The 20290-nt window shown below is 45.9% G+C and carries 19 protein-coding genes; 11 read left to right on the top strand and 8 right to left on the bottom strand.

Features of this window, described 5'->3' with window-relative positions; all coding sequences use genetic code 11:
- A partial coding sequence (locus D1Z90_RS18070) for an IS4 family transposase (protein WP_119912200.1) occupies positions 1-569 on the bottom strand: 569 nt, incomplete at its 3' end.
- Positions 570-967: 398 nt separating this feature from the next.
- Entirely contained in the window at positions 968-2461 is a 1494-nt protein-coding gene (locus tag D1Z90_RS18065; protein ID WP_119912199.1) for an alpha/beta fold hydrolase, read from the bottom strand.
- Between the two features lie 240 nt (positions 2462-2701).
- Here D1Z90_RS18065 and D1Z90_RS18060 point away from each other — a divergent pair, with 240 nt between their 5' ends.
- The 6 genes from D1Z90_RS18060 to D1Z90_RS18030 all read left to right on the top strand — a co-directional run bounded on the left by D1Z90_RS18060 (position 2702) and on the right by D1Z90_RS18030 (position 6148).
- Positions 2702-3145: a DUF2753 family protein gene (locus D1Z90_RS18060; protein ID WP_119912198.1), complete on the top strand. Its 444-nt coding sequence runs from the start codon at positions 2702-2704 to the stop codon at positions 3143-3145.
- Positions 3146-3199: 54 nt separating this feature from the next.
- Positions 3200-3403, top strand: a complete 204-nt coding sequence (locus D1Z90_RS18055) for a hypothetical protein (protein ID WP_119912197.1) — start codon at positions 3200-3202, stop codon at positions 3401-3403.
- 1 nt (position 3404) lies between these two features.
- Positions 3405-3908 (top strand): superoxide dismutase, Ni, encoded by a 504-nt coding sequence (sodN, locus tag D1Z90_RS18050; RefSeq protein ID WP_119912196.1) that lies wholly within the window; start codon positions 3405-3407, stop codon positions 3906-3908.
- Positions 3909-3918: 10 nt separating this feature from the next.
- Positions 3919-4203: a S24/S26 family peptidase gene (locus D1Z90_RS22095; RefSeq protein ID WP_119912195.1), complete on the top strand. Its 285-nt coding sequence runs from the start codon at positions 3919-3921 to the stop codon at positions 4201-4203.
- A gap of 285 nt (positions 4204-4488) precedes the next feature.
- Positions 4489-5040: an acyltransferase gene (locus D1Z90_RS22005; protein WP_119912194.1), complete on the top strand. Its 552-nt coding sequence runs from the start codon at positions 4489-4491 to the stop codon at positions 5038-5040.
- 511 nt (positions 5041-5551) lie between these two features.
- Positions 5552-6148: a LysE/ArgO family amino acid transporter gene (locus D1Z90_RS18030; RefSeq protein ID WP_119912192.1), complete on the top strand. Its 597-nt coding sequence runs from the start codon at positions 5552-5554 to the stop codon at positions 6146-6148.
- A 101-nt stretch (positions 6149-6249) separates the two neighbouring features.
- On the opposite strand, the gene recJ is transcribed toward D1Z90_RS18030, so the two are convergent.
- The 3 genes from recJ to xerD all read right to left on the bottom strand — a co-directional run bounded on the left by recJ (position 6250) and on the right by xerD (position 9949).
- Positions 6250-7971 carry a single-stranded-DNA-specific exonuclease RecJ gene (gene recJ / locus D1Z90_RS18025; RefSeq protein ID WP_119912191.1) on the bottom strand — a complete coding sequence of 574 codons (1722 nt, stop codon included), beginning with the start codon at positions 7969-7971 and terminating at the stop codon, positions 6250-6252.
- Between the two features lie 89 nt (positions 7972-8060).
- Positions 8061-8954, bottom strand: coding sequence for a bifunctional protein-disulfide isomerase/oxidoreductase DsbC (gene dsbC / locus D1Z90_RS18020; RefSeq protein WP_158587184.1), 894 nt, complete (start codon positions 8952-8954; stop codon positions 8061-8063).
- A gap of 110 nt (positions 8955-9064) precedes the next feature.
- Positions 9065-9949, bottom strand: a complete 885-nt coding sequence (xerD, locus tag D1Z90_RS18015) for a site-specific tyrosine recombinase XerD (RefSeq protein ID WP_269777050.1) — start codon at positions 9947-9949, stop codon at positions 9065-9067.
- Positions 9950-10060: 111 nt separating this feature from the next.
- Between xerD and fldB the strand changes: the two genes are divergently transcribed.
- Both fldB and D1Z90_RS18005 read left to right on the top strand, forming a co-directional pair.
- Positions 10061-10585 carry a flavodoxin FldB gene (gene fldB, locus D1Z90_RS18010; protein WP_119912188.1) on the top strand — a complete coding sequence of 175 codons (525 nt, stop codon included), beginning with the start codon at positions 10061-10063 and terminating at the stop codon, positions 10583-10585.
- Positions 10586-10819: 234 nt separating this feature from the next.
- Positions 10820-11779 (top strand): LysR family transcriptional regulator, encoded by a 960-nt coding sequence (locus tag D1Z90_RS18005; protein WP_119912187.1) that lies wholly within the window; start codon positions 10820-10822, stop codon positions 11777-11779.
- Between the two features lie 108 nt (positions 11780-11887).
- Here the strand turns inward: D1Z90_RS18005 and brnQ are convergent, their stop codons facing one another.
- Both brnQ and D1Z90_RS17995 read right to left on the bottom strand, forming a co-directional pair.
- Entirely contained in the window at positions 11888-13204 is a 1317-nt protein-coding gene (brnQ, locus tag D1Z90_RS18000) for a branched-chain amino acid transport system II carrier protein (protein WP_119912186.1), read from the bottom strand.
- Between the two features lie 115 nt (positions 13205-13319).
- Positions 13320-14309, bottom strand: coding sequence for a tRNA1(Val) (adenine(37)-N6)-methyltransferase (locus D1Z90_RS17995; protein WP_119912185.1), 990 nt, complete (start codon positions 14307-14309; stop codon positions 13320-13322).
- A gap of 113 nt (positions 14310-14422) precedes the next feature.
- Between D1Z90_RS17995 and srmB the strand changes: the two genes are divergently transcribed.
- A complete protein-coding gene (gene srmB / locus D1Z90_RS17990) occupies positions 14423-15697 on the top strand; it encodes an ATP-dependent RNA helicase SrmB (RefSeq protein ID WP_119912184.1) in 1275 nt (424 codons plus the stop codon).
- An 82-nt stretch (positions 15698-15779) separates the two neighbouring features.
- On the opposite strand, the gene D1Z90_RS17985 is transcribed toward srmB, so the two are convergent.
- Entirely contained in the window at positions 15780-16217 is a 438-nt protein-coding gene (locus tag D1Z90_RS17985; protein ID WP_119912183.1) for a lysozyme inhibitor LprI family protein, read from the bottom strand.
- Between the two features lie 136 nt (positions 16218-16353).
- Between D1Z90_RS17985 and putA the strand changes: the two genes are divergently transcribed.
- Together putA and D1Z90_RS17975 are read left to right on the top strand one after the other, a co-directional pair.
- Complete coding sequence (gene putA / locus D1Z90_RS17980; protein WP_119912182.1) at positions 16354-19503, top strand: bifunctional proline dehydrogenase/L-glutamate gamma-semialdehyde dehydrogenase PutA; 3150 nt, start codon at positions 16354-16356, stop codon at positions 19501-19503.
- Positions 19484-20203 carry a hypothetical protein gene (locus D1Z90_RS17975; RefSeq protein WP_119912181.1) on the top strand — a complete coding sequence of 240 codons (720 nt, stop codon included), beginning with the start codon at positions 19484-19486 and terminating at the stop codon, positions 20201-20203. Before putA ends, D1Z90_RS17975 begins: the two co-directional genes overlap by 20 nt.
- The last annotated feature ends 87 nt before the right edge of the window (positions 20204-20290 follow it).

Raw genomic sequence — 20290 nt, 5'->3', positions numbered from 1 at the left:
TTTAATGATACTTCGCCTCGTACTCTGCCGATCCAAAACCAACCTTTTTCTTGAACTTGCCTAAACCAAGTATTCCTGAATCCTGCATCTGATACGATGATTGGGTTGGCTTCTTTTGGCAGGATTTTCTGTAACTGGTCGAGAAATGTTTGATGGCTTTTCGGTGAATTATAGTGCTTATATTCGAAGACTTGTTCGTAAATCGTGACTGCACGCCCATCGAGTGCGATGGACGCCCGAAGGGTCATATAACGAAGTTGCTCGCGCACATCAGACCAGTCAACAAGAATAATAGGGCAGGGATTAGCCCGTGTAATTAAGTGGGCGTGCCACTTATAAATGGAGTCTTTTTCGCGGTGTAAATGTGGGTTACCGAGCAGCCTATCGACACGCTTAATGGCATGCTTAACCGTGGTGTTGGAATCCAGTTTTCTGCCAAGCTTGGTTAAGGTTAAATCAGCGCCATTGAGCACGCTTTTAGTGGCAAGTATCAGAGAGCTCAGTCGTTTTTTGTGAATATTAGGGCATTGTTCTGTCAGTGTTTGTTGTAGAATTTGAATGTCGCGCATCGTAAGGTATTCCTATTAAATACATTTGATAAGGTGTGTTTTTGGCGAAATTCATTAGATCAGAATGAGCGATGCGCGTCTACTCATTGTTTTTATTGGAAATTATGAGGGGATTCGTGAGAGTGCCAATAAAAGGGGAGATATTTGTTTGTAAACCACTACAGTATTCACCTTCAAACTGTTGCTCGGCACATTCAGATAGCTCTAGTGAAAATGCATTGAAATAAAACTTTCGACATTAAATGTAAAATAAATATCACAAAATAGAATATTAAAGATAAGTAAGCGGAGTAAATACAGAAAAATTGTTCAAACTACCATCACGAACAGTAAACAATATGATTTCAAAATAAAAAAGCCCCAATATGAACATGGGGCTCTAGAAGCTTAATAAAGTATTATTTATTAAGTTGTTCTCGTATTTGGTTATTTTTCTTAACTGGGTGGTTAGATAAATCACCAATAGCACTTCGTCCTTGGAAGTTTCCAGGACAAGCAGTATCGCTAAACTCTTGGCTAGGGTCGATTAAATAAGAAGTCGTTATCTTATCAACACAACTAAAACCAGTAAAACTGAAGCCATGCTCAACTACATCCGTTACTGTGACAAGTGCGGCGTTGTCACCATAGCTGTTCTCCATTTGAACACCCCACGAGTAAGGCGTTCTTGGATCTAATTCTCCAGCAACCAGTAGCACTTTTTGCCCGCTTAATACTTGCTCCATATTTTCAATAACAGGAATAGGATCTTGCTCACCATTCCACTGGTAACACTCCGAGGTTTGAACGTATCCAACTAATCCGAACACTAAAGACTCATTCATAAAGTCTGGGAACATGGCATCAATTTCATTTGCACTCAAGGGGGATGATTCATCTGTACACATCACAGCTTTGAACATTGCATTAAATCGATAATCATCAGCTACCAGTGTTGGGTAATTCACTTTTGGTAGTTGTGACTTCAAAAGTGCCGCATTATTATTGTCTAAAAGCTCAAATACCCCAGACTGAATGGTTTGCCAATAACCGCTAGCTTCCAAAGAAGTCATCAGAGTAATAGCTTCTGCCGCCTCAGCTGCAGATAACGACTCCCCATCTCCAGCAATATACGTTTCGCTTTCAGAATATTGCAGTGCTAAGCCTTCTAAAGCTTGAAAGCGTTGGTCAGAGTTCAAGCGAAACTTGGCAATACTTTCATAAGCGCCAACTCGAGAAAAAGCCAAACCAGTAACATTACCAATTGTAGGAGACACTGGTGAATCAAGCACTAACGCACGGATCCGTTCGGGGAATAAACTCGAGTATACAGAGCCTAACCTGGTACCATATGAGTAACCCAAATAACTTATCGTATCTTCCCCTAAATGCGCTCGAAGAGAATCCATATCACGAGCAACGGTATTAGTCCCCATATCAGGGGCGATATTAACAGTCACTTCTGGGCAATTATCTCCTTGATAAAGCTTTTGTCCGCACTCTGTTATCTCTGGGACAAATGCGCTTTTACCAGCGCCTCTAGGATCCATAGCAACAATATCAAACCGCTCTAAAATCTCTGCCGGTATCCACTGATCAATGTAATAGCTGGTCGCCTGGACAGCATCCCCACCGGGGCCGCCATAATTGACAAATAATGTACCAATACGACTTGCTGGGTTCGTCGCCAAGTGGATTCCATAATGAATATTTACCGTTCCTTCAGATTCATCTTGATAGTTTCTAGGCACGGCTAAAAAGTTACAGGTCAGATTACCAGGACAATTGTCACTAATGGGGGCTTCCACAACAGGCGCAGTAAAACCTTGACCACCTCCTCCACCGCCACCACACGCTGAAAGCCCGAGTAATAAAGCACTTGATAAAATGGAGTATTTAAAAGAACGCTGCATGTTTTCACCTAAAAAATGGATACAAAGATAAGAGTTAATTTTATAAAAATGAGTTTTAATTTTGTGCTTTACGGACTCAGTAAATTAACCAATGAGACATAATATGTCAAAAGAATATTCAGTTTTTATTGAGAGTTAAATCATAGTTTCATGACTTTTACGATATAACCCTGCAACAACCATGGTTGATAACAGTTATTATTTGCATTAGCATTTATAAAAAATTCGATAGGAGTGATTATGTCGTTGTGGGAAATCACTATGCTAAAGGCGACTAACGCATTTTCAACACAAGATTATGTTGAAGCTAAACGTTTGAATAAATGCGCGTTAAAGATAGCAAGGCAGGGATTAGAAGAAGAATTTAAGGTGGATCCAGAAGCTGCTTTGGCCAGTGTGATGGTGTGTTTATTTAACCTTTCAGACATCGCAATTTATCAGCAACAGCCACAACAAGCCTGCGAATATTTATTGCAAACTGTCACTGACATTCAAAACTTACCCACTCCCATAAGCCAGCTTCAACAACATGCAATATTACGTAGCGTGCAACAAATTAGAATGGAATGGCAGCGTTTTAATCAACACTACCCTCACCATTTTATGGCCTTAGACAACAGCCAGCAACTGCAACACCACCTGTGGCAAATAGATAACCAACTCCATGCACTGCGAGCTCATTAATACCTCAAGTCGGTAATGACTTTGCACTTAAATATATCAAAAAGGACTCTCACCATGACCAACACACCTACTATTTGGCTAACTTTAGCAACAAGCTTAATGGCCAGCAGCCAAGTGATGGCGCACGAAGGCCATGATCATAGCCATTGGACCAGCGAGCCAATACACTTAATTACCGCGTTAGCCGTTGCCGGTGTTGCACTTGTGATCGGCATTACGCTGTTTCGTCGTCATAATAAAACTCAACCGGAGAAATAGCATGCTGCATCAACTTACACGCCAGCTTGATAACATACTGGGTTTATCTGAAGTATCAGCTCACTGCGACATTCCTTGTAAAATTTATGATCCAAGCGGCGCTCAAATCGCGGCTTTGACCATCATTCGGATGGTTGATTTAATTGAAGAGATTAATCAAAAAGAAGCATTGACGGTAAAAGATCATGCTCAATTAATACGCTTGGTTAGTGAAAAAGAAGCCCATGGCATCAAAGTGAAACAAGAAATTGCCGTGATCTGGGGGGACTATTTTAAACAACCACAATTTGACCAAGTGCAAGGGGTGAGCGAGCTGGTTCACACCATTATGTTACAAGCCTCAAAAGCTAAACAAGGCATTGCCCGCGAAGATGCGTTAGCACTGCTGAACAGTGTGAACGAATTTGCTCAGGCTTTTTGGCTCACCAAGGGCGTTCCCGTTTACCAAGCGACCTGCCCTTATCCACCCGCAGAAGTAGTCATATACCCTAAGCTATCTGCATAAATAGATCGCTATGTTTAAACTATTAAAAGTCACCGGCACCAGTATGCAGCCAAGCCTACACCATGGTGACTTTGTTGTAGTTTACTCTCACTTTCTCAATATCCAGGTAGGCGAGCTTGTGATTGCGAAGCATCCAAGTTTGCCAAACATGATCAAGCGCGTCTTAAAAGTGGACTCGAAGCAAAGAGTCTTGTTGGCTGGGGATCATAGCTCAAGTATTTCAAGTATAAATATTGGTTGGATACCTCGTAGCCAAATTACGCACAAGGTCTTTTTTAGAATCCGACGATATTAAACGCCTAGAGAGTTTATTTTTAATCGCTGCAACAAGGGATTGTTTAGATCAAACGTCACACAAGCGTAACATCAAATAAGTTACAATAAAAAATCAACTTTAAGTCTTTATTCACAACACACCATAACTACAAATACCATACAATTCACGCATTATTGTATTGCACTCTCACGAGGTAAATGCCGTGGCGATAAGACAATAGTGAGCAATTTGAAAGGAAGCATTCCACCTTTCATCAAAACCGATTAAAACACATAAGTCATAAAGACATACGTAGGAAGATACATGAAAATCATGAAGTTAATGGACTTACCTTCGCTTTTAATTTTAAAAACAAAATTAAAAATGAAAGGTATTCCATATGGCAGAAAGTTAAAAGGAAAATCAGTTGTGCTCACCACTATAGGCAACATCCGAATTGGGCATAACGTTAAGTTGAACTCTTTCTCTGGTGGTGAGCCTTATAAAACAGGCTTGCAAGCACATTGTAAAGACTCCGAGATTACAATTGGAGATAATTGTCTATTAAATGGCACCCGAATTCACTGTAGAACAAAAGTCACCATTGAAGAACATTGTATGTTCGGTCCTGGTAGTCGAATAGTGGATAACGACTCTCACAGAACATCCATTGACATTGCAGAACGAAGATTGCCACCAGAGAGCGCTCCCATCTTAATCAGAAAAAATGTATGGGTTGGTATGAACTCACTCATCTTAAAAGGCGTTGAAATAGGCGAGAATTCAGTGGTCGCAGCCAATTCAGTTGTTACCAAAAATGTTCCCAAAAACACTCTGGTTGGTGGCAACCCTGCGAAAATCATAAAAACGCTCTAGGTTAACGAATATCTTCTCGCTCCCAGGGAAAGCTGGCCTTTCGAGCTAGTTTTTCAGTGATGGTTGGGTATTGATCCAGGAATCAGGTTTTGTGGCACAGTTATGTTACGTAAGAAACCGATAATGTACTTGAAATGACCCGCACACGCAGCCCGAAGGGTGCAGTTGATACCGTTTTACTCTTTGTCATTCGATATTCGCTTAGATAACTAAAACCACAAGCTGCTGACCACAAATAGCGCGATTTTATCTCGACAAATTCGACCGTAAGAGGTCCACCTAGTAAACCTAGTGACCTCGCTTCCTTAATCTTCATTGGTGATGCGCCAAGCTAAATGAGTTGAATACGGCTATTCTCCCCCCTTGGACGCCGCCAAATTTTAGCGGTTAAATAAAGCCTAAACTGATATTATCTATTTCAGAATAACCATAATTAGGTTGTTCTAAAGGCACAACGACTCACCACATTGAATAACTGCTATTTTACTATGGCAAATAGGTAGCTTGCTTTATGTCCATCTTTATAGCCGGTTTTTCACTGGGCCTGTCCTTGATTTTAGCCATCGGCTCACAAAATGCTTTTGTGTTAAAGCAAGGCATTAAAAATCAACATGTACTGGCAGTCTGCTTAGTCTGCGCGCTTTCTGATGCTACGTTAATTGCGTTAGGGGTATTAGGATTTGGCGCTATCGTGGCACAGTTTCCACAAATAGAAACATTCGCACGCTACGGCGGAGCTGGCTTTTTAACCTGTTATGCTTTGTTAAGTTTCAAGTCTGCGCTCACCCAACGCCATGCGCTCACAACCGACAACAGCGCAAAGGCCTCTCTGGCAAAAACTGTTGGCGTGTGTTTGGCCTTTACTTGGCTAAATCCCCACGTTTATCTTGATACCGTGATTTTGCTTGGCTCCATCTCCACCCAATATCAACCACAACAACTGTTGTTTGGGGCGGGGGCCATTACCGCGTCATGGGTATTTTTCTTTAGCTTGGGTTATGGCGCCAAGTTTTTAGCCCCTTTGTTTGCCAAGCCGAAAGCCTGGCAAGTGTTAGAAGGTATTATTGGCATTGTTATGTTAAGTATTGCTTTGTCTTTATTGCTCTAAAACCCAGGAGTTTGATTAAAGTTATTCTCTCACCGCCAACATTGCTGGCATTGTTGAAAGCGAACAACTCATGATGCTCCAATCACAGGCTCAGCAACACGCTAAGCCGGCGTGATTTGTTCAACTAATAACTGCACGCTGCGGTTACCTCTAAACTCATTTATATCAAGGCGATATGCCAACTCAACCTGGCGAATTAAAGGATTTGGCCAACAGTCTAAGTCGACGTTAAAAGCAATCGCGTCGACAGCTTGCCCTCCTGAGGTTGGCTCTAACACCATTTTTAAATGCTTGCTGCCAACAATACGGTGTTGCAATAGCTTAAACTTGCCATCAAACATCGGCTCAGGAAATGCTTGTCCCCAAGGACCTGCAAAACGTAATTGCTCAGCTAATGCTAAGCTGAAACCTTGAGCCGGTATTTCGCCGTCGGTCACAATCGCGCCTTGCAAGGTTTCAGGAGTAATATGCTCTAATACCACCTGATTCAAAGCCTGCTGAAACTCGACAAAATGCGTTTGCGCTAGAGACAAACCCGCCGCCATCGCGTGGCCACCAAACTTTGTAATCATACCTGGGTGCTGACTATCAACACGTTCAAGCATGTCTCGAATATGGATCCCTGGAATCGAACGTGCAGAGCCCTTTATCAGGCCATCGCCAGCGCTGGCAAAAGCCAACGTCGGGCGGTAATAACGTTCTTTAATTCGAGAAGCGACTAAGCCAATGACGCCCTGATGCCAATCTTCTTGGTATAAGCAAATTGCCGTCGGTAAGTCTTGATCATTCAGTTCAATTTTTTGCAGCGTTCGTATCGCTTCCTGTTGCATACCCGTTTCGATTTCTTTGCGCTCGCGATTAAGGGTATCTAGTTCCACCGCCAAGCTGCGCGCTTGGGGGAGATCGTCGCACAACAGCAGTGCCACGCCAGTGCTCATTTCATCCAAGCGGCCTGCTGCATTTAGGCGCGGCCCCAAGGAAAAACCGAGGTCCGACGCCACCAGCTGCTGCTGGTTTTTCCCCGCAACCTCAATCAAAGCCTGAATACCGGGACGGCAGCGCCCTGCTCTTATCCGGCTGATACCCTGTTGCACTAAAATACGATTATTGCGATCTAAGGGCACCACATCTGCGACCGTGCCGAGGGCAACTATGTCTAACAAGTTGGCTAAATTGGGCGGCGTTTGGCTAAACAACCCTTGTTGCTGCATTTGCTGGCGCAACGCAAGTAACAAATAAAAGGCCACGCCAACCCCGGCCAAGTTTTTACTGGGAAAACCGCAGTCGCCTTGATTAGGATTAACAATGGCATCTGCGTCCGGCAGGGTGTCACCGGGTAAGTGATGATCCGTCACTAATACCTTAATGCCCATTTGTCTGGCAGCAGCCACACCGGCTATACTGGAGATGCCATTGTCGACAGTGACAATCAACTCAGCACCCATGTCTGCTGCAAGTTGAACCGTTTCAGGGCTCAAACCATAGCCGTAATCGAAGCGATTAGGCACTAAGAAATCAACATTGCGACAACCCAACATTTTTAGCCCCAGCACACACACAGAAGTGCTCGTTGCGCCATCAGCGTCAAAATCCCCCACTATGATTATCCGTTGTTCTTGGGTCATGGCTGTGAGTAATAAATCGCAGGCTTGTTGCACCCCTTTCATGCCATCGTATTTGTGCAGCTGCGCCACTCCAAGGCTAAGCTGTTCAGGGTCGCTAATGCCACGACTTGCATAAATTTGTTTCAATACAGGATGTAATTCAGCGGGCAAATGACTGTCATCCACCCGTGGGCGACGAGATATTTGAAGTTCAGGCATAAAAAGGGCTCATATCAGACGAAATAAACAAGCAGGGGTAAAAACAACAAAGGCGACCTCAGGTCGCCTTATGGTTACAAAGAGGCAAATTATTGCACTTTTTGGCTATCAAGTAGCATTTTTAGGCGCTCTGCTGGGACATAACCTGGTTGTAAGCTGCCATCTTGCAAGACAATAGCTGGGGTACCATTTACACCAAATGCGCCGCCCAATTGATATTGCGCTAATACGGTATTCTCACAAGTGTTGCTGCCTACAGATTTACCGCTTTTAGCAATGTCCATTGCTTCTTGCTTGTCTTGTGCACACCAAATCGACACCATGTCACGATACGTTTTTGATTGCTCACCGCCGCGTGGGAATGCTAAGTAACGCACGGTAATACCGAGGTCATTGTAGTCTTGCATTTCGCGATGCAGTTTACGGCAGTAGCCACAGTCCGTGTCGGTAAACACAGTAATCACGTGTTTTTCCTCTTTGGCTGGGTAAACAATCATGTCTTTTTCAAACTCACCCATGCGTTCTTTACGAATCACAGCAAGCGCTTGATCGCTAAGATTAATCACACTGGTGTCGTCAGACTTGTACAAAGTACCAAACATCAAATGTGTGGCTGTTGGCGATGAGTAAATCAAGCCTGCGCTTGAGCTCACTTCATATAAACCCGGAACCGGGCTACGGTTGATATTAAACGCTTCGATGTTCAGTTTTTCTAACTGTTCACGGATCATTTCAAAGTGACGCGATTGCTGCTTGGCTTTTTCTAAATCAGGGTGATCTGCTTTAATGGCTTTCAGCTCGGTTTTTAAATCAGCATTACTTTGCGCAGCTTCATTTAGCGCAGTTTGTAATTTACTGATTTCTGCTTGAGCTGAGCTAAGCTGGCTTTGTAGTTCCTTGGTTTGACCATCCGTAGTCTCCGCTACAGCCTGACCTGAAAGGCCGGTTAACAAGGCAGCAGCTAGCAAGGTTTTTTTCCACATAATAACTCCAAAAAGCTTGAGTAACAGGGTTGAAATCATATTGACCGAGGTTTGGCCAAAAAAGTTTCGTCTAAGGCATTATGCACAGCTATTTAAAAAGCCCAAGCACTTTATGCTCTAGGGTGGTGAGTTTCATGCAATTCTTTGAGTCTTTCACCGGCCACATGGGTATATATTTGGGTGGTTGATAAATCACTGTGCCCCAATAACAGCTGTACTACGCGAAGATCGGCGCCGTGGTTTAATAAATGGGTCGCAAAAGCATGGCGCAAAGTGTGTGGCGACAACTGAGTGGATATGTTCGCCACTACGGCATAATGCTTGATACGGTGCCAAAAGGTTTGTCTTGTCATGACTCTGGCGCGGCTACTGGGGAATACCACATCCGCGCTGGTTTCTTTTAATAAAATGGCTCTGGCTTCTTTGAAAAAACGCGCAATCCAATACATGGCTTCTTCGCCCATGGGCACCAAGCGCTCTTTATTGCCCTTACCCACCACCCGCACTACGCCTTGGCGCAAACTCACTGAGTCGGTGGTTAAGTTAACCAACTCTGACACCCTTAAACCCGTGGCATAAAGCAGCTCTAACATGGCTTTATCTCTCAGGCCTATCGGGTCATCTAAATCTGGCGCCATTAACAGAGCGTCAACTTCCGACTCGGATAAGTCTGCGGGCAAGTATTTTGGCAGCTTTGGATTCATGATCAACGCACTGGGATCATCATCTCGCATCTTTTCACGGTGTAAATATTGATAAAAACGTCGCACAGCACTCAGCAAACGTGCACTCGAACTGGCCTTGAAGCCAGCATCTTTTCGTGCTGCTAAGTAATCTTGTAACTGCCCTTGGCTAAGCAACAGTAAGTTAGCCCCATTTTGGTCTGCCCATTGCTCCAAATGGTTTAAGTCATGGCGATAAGACTGCAAAGTATTTTCGGCCAGTCCTCGCTCTAACCACATCGCATCTAAAAAGTCTTCAACAAGCTGATTCATTTGGGCTCTAGTCATACCAATAATGGGCTTATCCTATCCCACTTAGTGACTCGCTAACAGTAGTGGATGTTTGATATGATGGCGGTTAACGTTAGATGTTGGATAAGAAAAATGAAAATTGGACTGTTTTACGGCTCCACCACCTGCTATACCGAAATTGCAGCTGAAAAAATTCGCGACGCAATTGGCCCCGAACTGGTGACTTTACACAACATCAAAGATTGCCCTTTAACTGACACGCAGCAATACGACATGCTCATTTTGGGCATTTCCACTTGGGATTATGGCGAGCTACAAGAAGACTGGGCAGAGCTATGGGAACAAGTGAACGGTATCAATGTAACAGGAAAGTTTGTCGCTCTTTACGGCATGGGAGACCAAGAAGGTTACGGTCAATGGTTTCAAGATGCGTTAGGCATGCTGCACGACGAGTTGTCTCCCCAGCAACCGATATTTTTGGGCTACACCTCAACCCAAGGTTATGAGTTTGAAGCATCTAAAGCTCTGACACCAAAAGGCGATCAATTTGTTGGTCTGGCCTTAGACGAAGACAATCAATACGACTTGTCAGACCAAAGAATCAACGATTGGGCTTTGCAAGTACTGACCGAGCTAGAGCAAGCCATCAACCAATAAATTGCCCCCGTTAATTCCCAGCCGTTACGGATACTAACGGCTAGCTTATCATGCCCAAATTCAGTCATCCCTTGGCCGTTTTCGGCAATGGCTCTGCCACACCTGGCAATAGCTTAGCCCCTTTGAGTCTGCATTTTCATACTGCACTACCGCTCAAATCAATCACTTATTTACTGCAAAAACTTGCTAGCCATATACAATCAAAAAACTGTCTTCCATCTCGCAGAGATAATCATGAAAACGCTGCAACAAGAACTGTCTCGCGTTGACCTAAACTTACTGGTTTCTCTCAGTGTGTTACTGAAAGAAAAAAACGTCACCAAAGCGGCAGAAAAACTGTATATATCGCAACCGGCGATGAGCCGGACCTTACAGCGACTGCGCACCTTATTTAATGACCCGCTGTTTTTTCGTGAAGCCAACGGCCTCCAAGCGACCGCTAAAGCACTGCAACTCGAACAACCTCTCGACGCGATTTTATTCGCAGCGGGAAGCCTTATAGACAGCCCAAACTTTGAACCAAGCCAATGTGATAAAACGTTCAAAATATCCCTTCCCCCACTGATGAGCACAACCCTTATCTCGCCCTTAGTGAGTCAAGTTGCTCAGTTGGCACCCAACGTCAGTATTATTGAATACCCTGTGAGCATGTCGCCGCAGCAGCAGTTAAAAGAAGGCTTGGTCGATTTTACGCTTTATGTGGCCCCCACCACCCGCCAAGATGAATTTAGCTCAACCTTGATTGGCGCCAGTGAAGGCGTCATCTTCGCTCATCACAGTCACCCTCTGCTGCAACACACAAGGGGCAAGGTCACGCTGGCACAATGTTTAACGTATCAGTTTGTGGATCTAATTTTAGATATACATTCCGACGTCGACGTGCAGAGCCCTATCGACGACATGTTGCGACAAAGACAAATGCACCGCACCGTCACTTTTAAAAGCGGCCAGCTTCACACGCTGCTGACGGTGATGAAAAACACTGAGCGCTTGCTGGTATCCTCAGACATGCTACTGACGCAACCTCTGTATCAAACCGAGTACCGCCCTGTGTACTTTTTTAAGCAAGACCACTTTCCAGCGGTCAACCTCTACTTAAATGAACACCAGCGCACTGAGTCAAGCCCTGCGCATCAATGGTTTCGAGAGGTCTTACTGACTAGCTTGCAACAAGTGCTCCAGTCAACGCCATAAAAAAGCCGCCCAATAAAATTGAGCGGCTCTATGAAGCAAAAGTGTAAACCCAGAACTCATTTTATGTCACTACGCTGTAGCGCTTACTGAATACTGATTTCAACACGTTTAGTCAGCGGCCAGCGCCGCTTCTTGTGGTGACTTTTTAAAACCAAAGATGGCGATAAGCAAGGCGACTAGCGTTGGTAAACACCAAGCCATGCCAATTTCAAACAGCGGCAGATAATTAAAGCTGCTCATTTCAAAACCGATGGCTTTCATAGACTCAAGCAGGCCCATCATCAAGGCAACTACCATCACAAACTTATAAGACAAAGCTTTATTACCCAACCAATCTTTACACAAGGTCAAAGCCACTAAAGCAATTGCCACCGGGTAAATAGCGAATAACACAGGCACCGACAACGCAATCAATTGACTCAAGCCTACGTTCATCACTAATGCACATAAACAGCAGTTAATCACCACCAGCCAAGTGTAATTCCATTGCGGTCGCAGCTGATTTAAAAAGCCTGCCATAGCAGAAACTAAACCTACCGCAGTCGTTAAACACGCCATGACCACTGCAAAGGCAAGCGCAATCAAACCCGGTGTGCCAAACAATTCAATAATGTATAAAGTCAGAATTTCGGGGCCATTACTTGAACCTGGTGCCACGCCTTGGCTAGTTGCGCCGAGGTAAAACAAAGACACGTACACCACAGCTAACCCCGTGGCAGCAATGGTGCCTGCAATCATCAGGTACTTATAAATATCGGCTTTTGCTGTGACTCCTTTACTCACCATGACATTGATGACTAACATGCCAAAAATCAGTGAGCCTAAGGTATCCATGGTGTTGTAACCTTCTTGGAAACCTTTGACAAACGGGTGCGTGAGGTAATCTCCACTGGCAACACCGAGCTCGCCTAATGGAGCAAATGTCACGGTAAGCGCTAATGCGAACAAGAGTAAAATCAATAAAGGCGTGATCACCTTGCCTATGTAATCAAGCAGCTTGCCCGGCTTAATAGCCAGTGCTCCCGCAATGGTAAAAAATACCACAGAAAAAACGGCCAATGAGCCTGCACCTGGCGCATCGAGAAATGGTTGCACACCAATCTCATATGCTACTAGGCCCGTTCTTGGGGTCGCAAAGCTTGGCCCTATCACTATATATACGGCAAGGGCAAACACAGTGGCAATACCGGCTGGAAGATACTTAGACATAACACTGATGCCACCACCCGCTTTGGCAACAGCTAACAAGGTTATCAAAGGTAAACCTACCGCAGTAGCCAAGAAACCTAACATCGCAGGTAGCATGGCCGTGCCCGCTTGGGCGCCAGCAAGGGGCGGAAAAATGATATTTCCGGCGCCAAGGAAGAAGGCAAAGGTCATAAAACCTAAACCCAGGACGTCTGTATTACTTAAGCGTGTCGACATACTCAAAAGTGTTCCATCTATTGAACCTGGCGTCAGCTTAAGTCAATTTCTCGTCAAGATTAATTAGGGCATCTATATATATCTGTGCATTTTTTCACCACAAGGCCGTCGCGAGTCACATTTTTAGGTAGAAGGCTTGGGTTAAGGCAATAAATTGCGCGGAATAGCCACCGCCGTCGGCATGAATAAATAGCGACGAGGGTTGAGTGTTTGTCAGGCTTGGTGCTGCACTTAAAGGCCGTTTTTGCAACTGCAATAGGCAGCGGTGTGCCATTTGTTGCGGTGTGTTTTTAGTGTATACGTCAACTTGTGCAAGCAAATGCCAAGCGCATGGGGTATCACCGGCGGCCTGACCCGCTCGGTTTGGCACCATTAAGCCTGCGTTATGGGTTAATTGCTGCAATAACACCATCGCCGCTTGATGCGGTAACACCAAACACAGCGAACCTTGCTCTTTAAGGAGCCCCATCGCCAAGTGACACAAAGTGATATGGTCTAACTCATCGGTCAAGCGCGCCGTTTGCCGCGCTTGGCAAGCTAATTGTTGGCCACTCTCAAAATACGGCGGATTACTGACGATCAGGTGATAATCTTGCTGGCGAGCCGCCTCGCCAGCAAAAGTGTGCAAGCTTTGCGAAAAGCAGTTGATTTGCGCAGGCCAAGGGCTGTTAGCAACGTTTTGTTTAGCCTGAATAACCGCGTCTCCCTCTATGTCTATCGCATCAATCAAGCTGCCATCTTTATTTGCGCGTTGCGCTAGCATAAGGGCAATCAGGCCGCTGCCTGTGCCGATGTCGAGTATCTTCATTGGCCCTGTTAGTGGTGCCCACGCTCCCAGTAAAATGCCATCTGTGCCCACCTTCATGGCGCACTTGTCGTGGTCAATATGGAATTGTTTGAAGCTAAAGCCCGTGGCCTTTTGAGGCGATTTAGTCGAGCCAGCTGTGGCTACGGCACAGGAGCGAGAAGGAATTGGCGCAGTCATAACAAGTCGTTGCCCCGTAATGGTTGAAACAGTGTAAAACAGGCAGTATACCAAGGTTTGGCGCATTTTAAGGGGGTTGCTGGCAATCTCCTTAGTGCTGATCAAAAAATCAATCGACATAAGCAATGCGTTGCGCGGTGCTAAAACGTTTTTTATATGCTTAACTCTGTGTACCCAAGCGCAACGTTATCCTCTATAATCCGGTTCCACCAACCGCTACACTGGAATGATTTATGTCTTTTGCTGACCTTGAGCTTGATCCTCAACTCATCACCGCGTTACAACAAATGGGGTTAGAAAAACCCACCACAATTCAGCAAGAGGCGATTCCTCATGCCTTAGATGGCAAAGATTTAATGGCTAGCTCAGCGACCGGCACAGGTAAAACCTTGGCGTTTTTATTGCCGGCAATCGAGCATATGCTGAACTTCCCGCGTCGTAAACCGGGCTCGCCACGAGTACTCATTTTAACGCCAACTCGTGAGCTGGCGGTGCAAATTCAAGTAGTAGCCAATCAACTGACGAAAGATACGTCGCTTAAAGTGGGCGCCATTATTGGCGGGATCAGCTATGAAACCCAAGAAGCTGTGCTCACCAAAAATATGGATCTGGTGGTTGCCACGCCTGGTCGCTTGATGGAGTACATTCAAGAAGAAGCGTTTGATTGTCGAGAAATTGAAATCTTGGTCTTAGATGAAGCGGATCGCATGCTAGACATGGGGTTCATAGGCACCATGGAAAAAATTGCTGAAGAAGCGCGCTGGCGTAAACAAACCTTTTTATTCTCGGCAACCTTAGAAGGCAGTGGCCTCAATAAATTTGCGGCTCAAGTACTTAAGGAACCCGAGCAGGTACATGCTGCAGCGCCTCGCAGTGAGCGCGGTAAAATTATGCAATGGGTGCACCTTGCTGACAACGCTGAGCATAAGTTTAACTTATTGGTCGCTACGCTTAAAAAAGAAGAAGTGCAGCACGCGGTGGTTTTTGTCAAAACCCGCGACCGCCTGACTGAGCTCGTTAGTAAGCTCGAAGAAGCAGGCATAAAATGTTGCTTCTTGCGCGGTGAGATGGAACAAGCCAAGCGCACGACCGCCATCATGCGTTTTAAAACCGGTAAAGTGAATGTGCTTGTGGCCACTGATGTCGCGGCTCGCGGTATTGACGTACCTGAAATCAGCCACGTCATTAACTATGATATGCCCCGCACGGCAGATATTTACTTGCATCGTATCGGCCGCACCGCGCGCGGTGGACGCAAAGGAGTTGCGCTTTCATTAGTTGAAGCTCATGACGTAGAAATCTTAGGCAAGGTCGAGCGCTACATGAAAGAGCCGATTAAACGCCGAGTGATCGCGGATCTAAAACCTAAAAATAAAGAAGCGGCGGTGCCCGCAAAGAAAAAACGCGTCGTAACCAACGCCAGCAAAGCAGCGAAAAAGCCAAAACAAAAAAAGAAGAGCCAAAAAGCCAAAGGCAAGCCAGACTGGGCTGCGAAAAAAGCCAAATAGGCTCAATTCGTACACTGCTGTTTATTGTTACTACCGCGCGGCATGTAAATCGCCGCAGGTGGTTTTATTCGCCCCAATACCGCTATTTCAACAACCCCATGCTCTGAGCCAGTACCTTTAGCTCCTGAACCCTTATGCCATTTAAAGACATAGGGCAATACGCTTCCATCGGCGAGCCAACATAATCTGTCATGAGCTGACAATGGTTATCACGGTATTTAACCCAAGCAGCTTGCCCTAGGCTAAAGGTGCGAGCCTTTTCAGGGGAAGATTGCGCTATTTGTTGTTCAATCATCTTCACCATTTGGGTCATATCCGACTGCGCCAGATCCGAAGCTGCTGAACCACAGCGCATGACCACTGCATTATTAATACCGCCCGCAGCGTTGACACAAGCGTTATAATGCTCTTGGTAGGGGTCTTGCAAAGTTTCCAGCGACTGCGCCGGCAGTGACCAAATCACCATAACCCCAGCTAACATCCCTCGAACTTGCCAATAATGTCGCGCCATGGTTGCCATACTTCCTCCTATTGAATCCCATTTTTGTAACAAAAGATGTTAAAAATTATTGTTTTAGGCCCGCTCTGCTCGCCCTGCAGAGCATCCTGCACTATACCTATAGAGTAGTCACTTTGCGAACCAAGGAGAGTGTCCGTTGGCCACCATCGACGATATTTTTGCGCCGCAATACTTGCAGCAATCACCCAGTGCTTGCTGGCAAGCAGTTGACGACTACTACCTCGCCCCAGAAGCGAGTCTTATCTCTCAATTAGCACCTTACGCCCGTGCCGACGATTGGGAAGCAGATAATAGCCAACATTTGGCTGCCACCCTCGTCGCCAAAGTCAGGGGGCAGCACCACTTACCTTTAACCCAAGCAATGATGCAAGAATATAACCTTAGCAGCCAAGAAGGCGTGTTATTAATGTGCATCGCTGAGTCATTACTTCGGATCCCAGACCAAGCCAGTGCACAAGCCTTGTTGCAAGATAAACTTAGCCAGGCTAACTGGCAGCAACACATACAACAATCAGACTCCTTGCTCGTCAATGCATCCACTTGGGGCTTAATGCTCACCGGCAAGTTGGTGAGCTTTGATCAACAATCAAACAGTATCACCCGTATATTTAAGGGGCTCTTACATGGCTTAAGTGCGCCGGTCATGTTGCAACTTATTCGCCAAGCAATGAAAGTCATGGCGCAACATTACGTGTTAGGCAGCACTATCGGTCAAGCCTTGTCCAAACCCGTTCTGCCCAAGCATAACTACACTTTTGATATGCTCGGTGAAGCCGCGTTGACCAATGCGGTCAGCTTACAATACGAACACGCTTATCGCGCAGCCATTGCCGCGGTGGCTGACGCAAACAAAGGGCTCAGTGTGGCTCAACGCCATAGTATTTCAGTAAAGCTTTCAGCGTTATATTGTCGTTTCGATGAGCTGCATACAGAACAAGTGATGGCCAATTTACAGCCTCGACTGTTAAACCTGTTGCAATTCGCCCGCGCGCAAAATGTTGCTATTACTATAGATGCTGAAGAGGCGGACCGTTTGGCTCTAACCCTTACTCTCTTTCAAAGTATTTACCAAGAGCAATCATTGCAGGGTTGGGGACAATTAGGGCTCGCGGTACAGGCCTATTCAAAAAGAGCCATACCGGTTTTAGCTTGGTTGGCAGCCTTGGCTAAACAGCAACGAGACATTATTCCAGTGCGCCTAGTAAAAGGAGCCTACTGGGACAGTGAAATAAAGCATGCCCAGCAGCTAGGCCTATCCGGTTATCCAGTATTTACGCAAAAAACGGCGACCGATATTAGCTACTTGGCCTGCGCTCGATACTTGTTCAGTGAACCAGTAAGGGACCTTTTATGGCCACAGTTTGCGACGCACAATGCACAAACAGTTTGCGCGATTCAAATCATGGCGAGCCACCATCATTATGAGTTTCAGCGATTACACGGCATGGGTGAACACCTGTACCAAGAAGTCGTGACCGAGCAATATACGCGAATTTATGCTCCCATTGGTGAACACCAGGAACTACTGCCCTACCTGGTGCGACGACTGCTGGAAAATGGCGCTAACAATTCTTTTGTGCATAAACTCAGCGACCCAGAATGTAACATTGACGATCTGATTCGCCACCCTGTTAATGCCCACCAGCAACAGCCAGCGTCACCTCTGCCTTTGCCGACGCAAATCTTTGCGCCAGAGCGCACCAATTCAGCTGGCGTAAACTATCAAGTTGCCACTGAAAGAGCGCCTTTACTGACCGCGATGGCGCCATACTTTCAAAAACAGTGGATCGCACGTTCTCTGGTGCAAGGACAAGAGCATCAGCCAAGTGCTCGCCACCCTCGATATTGTCCTTACGATACCAGCTTGCTCTGGGCTGAAGTCAGCTACGCGGATGAAACTCAATGCCAACTCGCCATCCAGCAAGCCGAGCAATATTGGCCTCACTGGCACGCTCAAGATATCAACACCAGAGCAGGCCTACTCAACGCCTTAGCTGACGAGCTAGAACAACAAATGGCTAAACTTGTCGCGCTTTGTCAAATAGAAGCAGGAAAAACCCTTGCCGATGCAGTCAATGAGGTGCGTGAAGCCGTCGATTTTTGTCGCTATTACGCATCGCAAGCCCAACAACTTTGGCAAACAGAATATGGCGTAGAGCCATGGCAACATTTAACTTTTGAGCGTCAAGGCCGAGGCGTATTTGTCTGTATCTGTCCTTGGAATTTTCCATTAGCAATCTTGGTAGGACAAGTTTGTGCGGCATTGGTCAGTGGTAATTGCGTGGTGGTTAAGCCAGCACCACAAACTTGCGTCATAGCGTATGAAGCTATCACTTTGATGCATAAGATAGGCGTTCCTTTGGGCGCCTTGCAGCTTATCCTAGGCGATGCAGCGCAAGGCCAGTGGCTGTGCCAGCAGCCTGAGTTAGCTGGCGTTGCATTTACCGGTTCACTGCTAAGCGCAAAGAGTATTCAACAGCAGCTGACCCAGCATATCGGCGCACAACCGCCGCAGCTTATCGCCGAAACGGCGGGCATCAACTGCATGATTGTCGACAGCACCGCGCACTTAGAACAAGTCACTGCTGACGTTATCAGTGGCGCGTTTTACTCTGCTGGACAACGCTGCTCTGCAACACGGATTTTGTGCGTGCAAGAAGACATCGCCGCGGCACTGATGGTATTAATTCAAGGGGCGATGCTTGAATTAAACATCGGCCCAGCTGACCAGATAAGCACCGATATTGGCCCGCTGATAGATGCAGCAGCACTGGAAAAAATCCAGCGCCAGTTAACCACTTTTGAGCAAGCTGGGCAGTTGCTGTTTCGCACACCGATGGATGCCAATTTAAACGGTCACTTTATGGCTCCCAGTTTGTTTGAACTCCCTACACTGCAACAACTATCAGAAGAAATATTTGGCCCAGTGCTGTTTGTTCACCGCTTTAAGAAAAGCCAGTTAGATGACTTGGTCAGCGCCATTAATGATTCAGGTTTTGGTTTAACTTGTGCCATTCACAGCCGTAATCAAAGCTTGATGAACCAACTTAGCTCGCGCTTGCAAGTGGGTAATATATATCTCAACAAAGCTCAAACAGGCGCAGTAGTAGGAGTGCAACCATTTGGCGGCAAAGGATTGTCCGGCACGGGCCCAAAAGCAGGCGGCCCGCATTACCTTACTGCGTTTAGCCAGCAATATTGCAGCTCTGCTGAACTGCTTACACTGGGCAGCGCTGAGCAACCAATGAAAGAAGCTGGAGGCAGCAATGGAAACACTTTGGCATAACGCAAACAACGAGTTTCAGCACTGGGCACAACAACCCTTAAAGCAAAGGGTCGCGGTGCTGCTTTGCTGGCATAAAGCGTTGCATAAGCTGTCTTTGACTCAAGACACGGCGCAAGCACAGCAATGTGTTTTACAACTTAAACAACAATTACAATATTTTTGTTTAATGGCGCAACGCCATTTATCCGACCAGGTGTTACCTGGCCCCACCGGAGAAACAAATAGCCTAAAGACGACTGGCCAAGGTATCTATTTGGTAGCCGATCTTGACGAGCGAGGCAGTGATCATGCCTTTTGCCAGCTGTTGCTGCTCAGCTGCGCGGCAATGTTGGCCGGAAATAGCGTTATCATGCGCTATAACGGCCAATTGCAACACTGGCATAAACTGCTACTTATTTCATTACATAAGCAGTTACCAGAATACTTACTGCAAATCACCTGTTCACAAAGTATGCAGCGTCTATTAGACGCGCAAATATTGGCAGGGGTCGTTGGCATCAGCGAACAAAATCCCCCCTCGAACACCTTGCATTGCCAAGTTCAGGGCGCGCCGATACGCCATGTGAATATATATGCTCCTCAGCAATTATCTAACTGCATGTTATTACCAGACTTTCTGATTGGTTTTTGCAGTCAAACCTGCGTCAGTGATAACACCGCAGCAATGGGCGGCAATGCACAATTACTGGCGCAGCCGTAAAAAACAGCCTTGATGAAAGCGGGATTGAGAAGAAAAAATCTATAAAAACGATTGCCAAAATGATCTAACTGGCATTAACTGCGTACA

The sequence above is a fragment of the Motilimonas pumila genome (assembly GCF_003596335.1).
Taxonomy (GTDB): domain Bacteria; phylum Pseudomonadota; class Gammaproteobacteria; order Enterobacterales; family CBDFNC01; genus Motilimonas; species Motilimonas pumila.
This window is presented reverse-complemented; position numbering and strand designations above follow the sequence as displayed.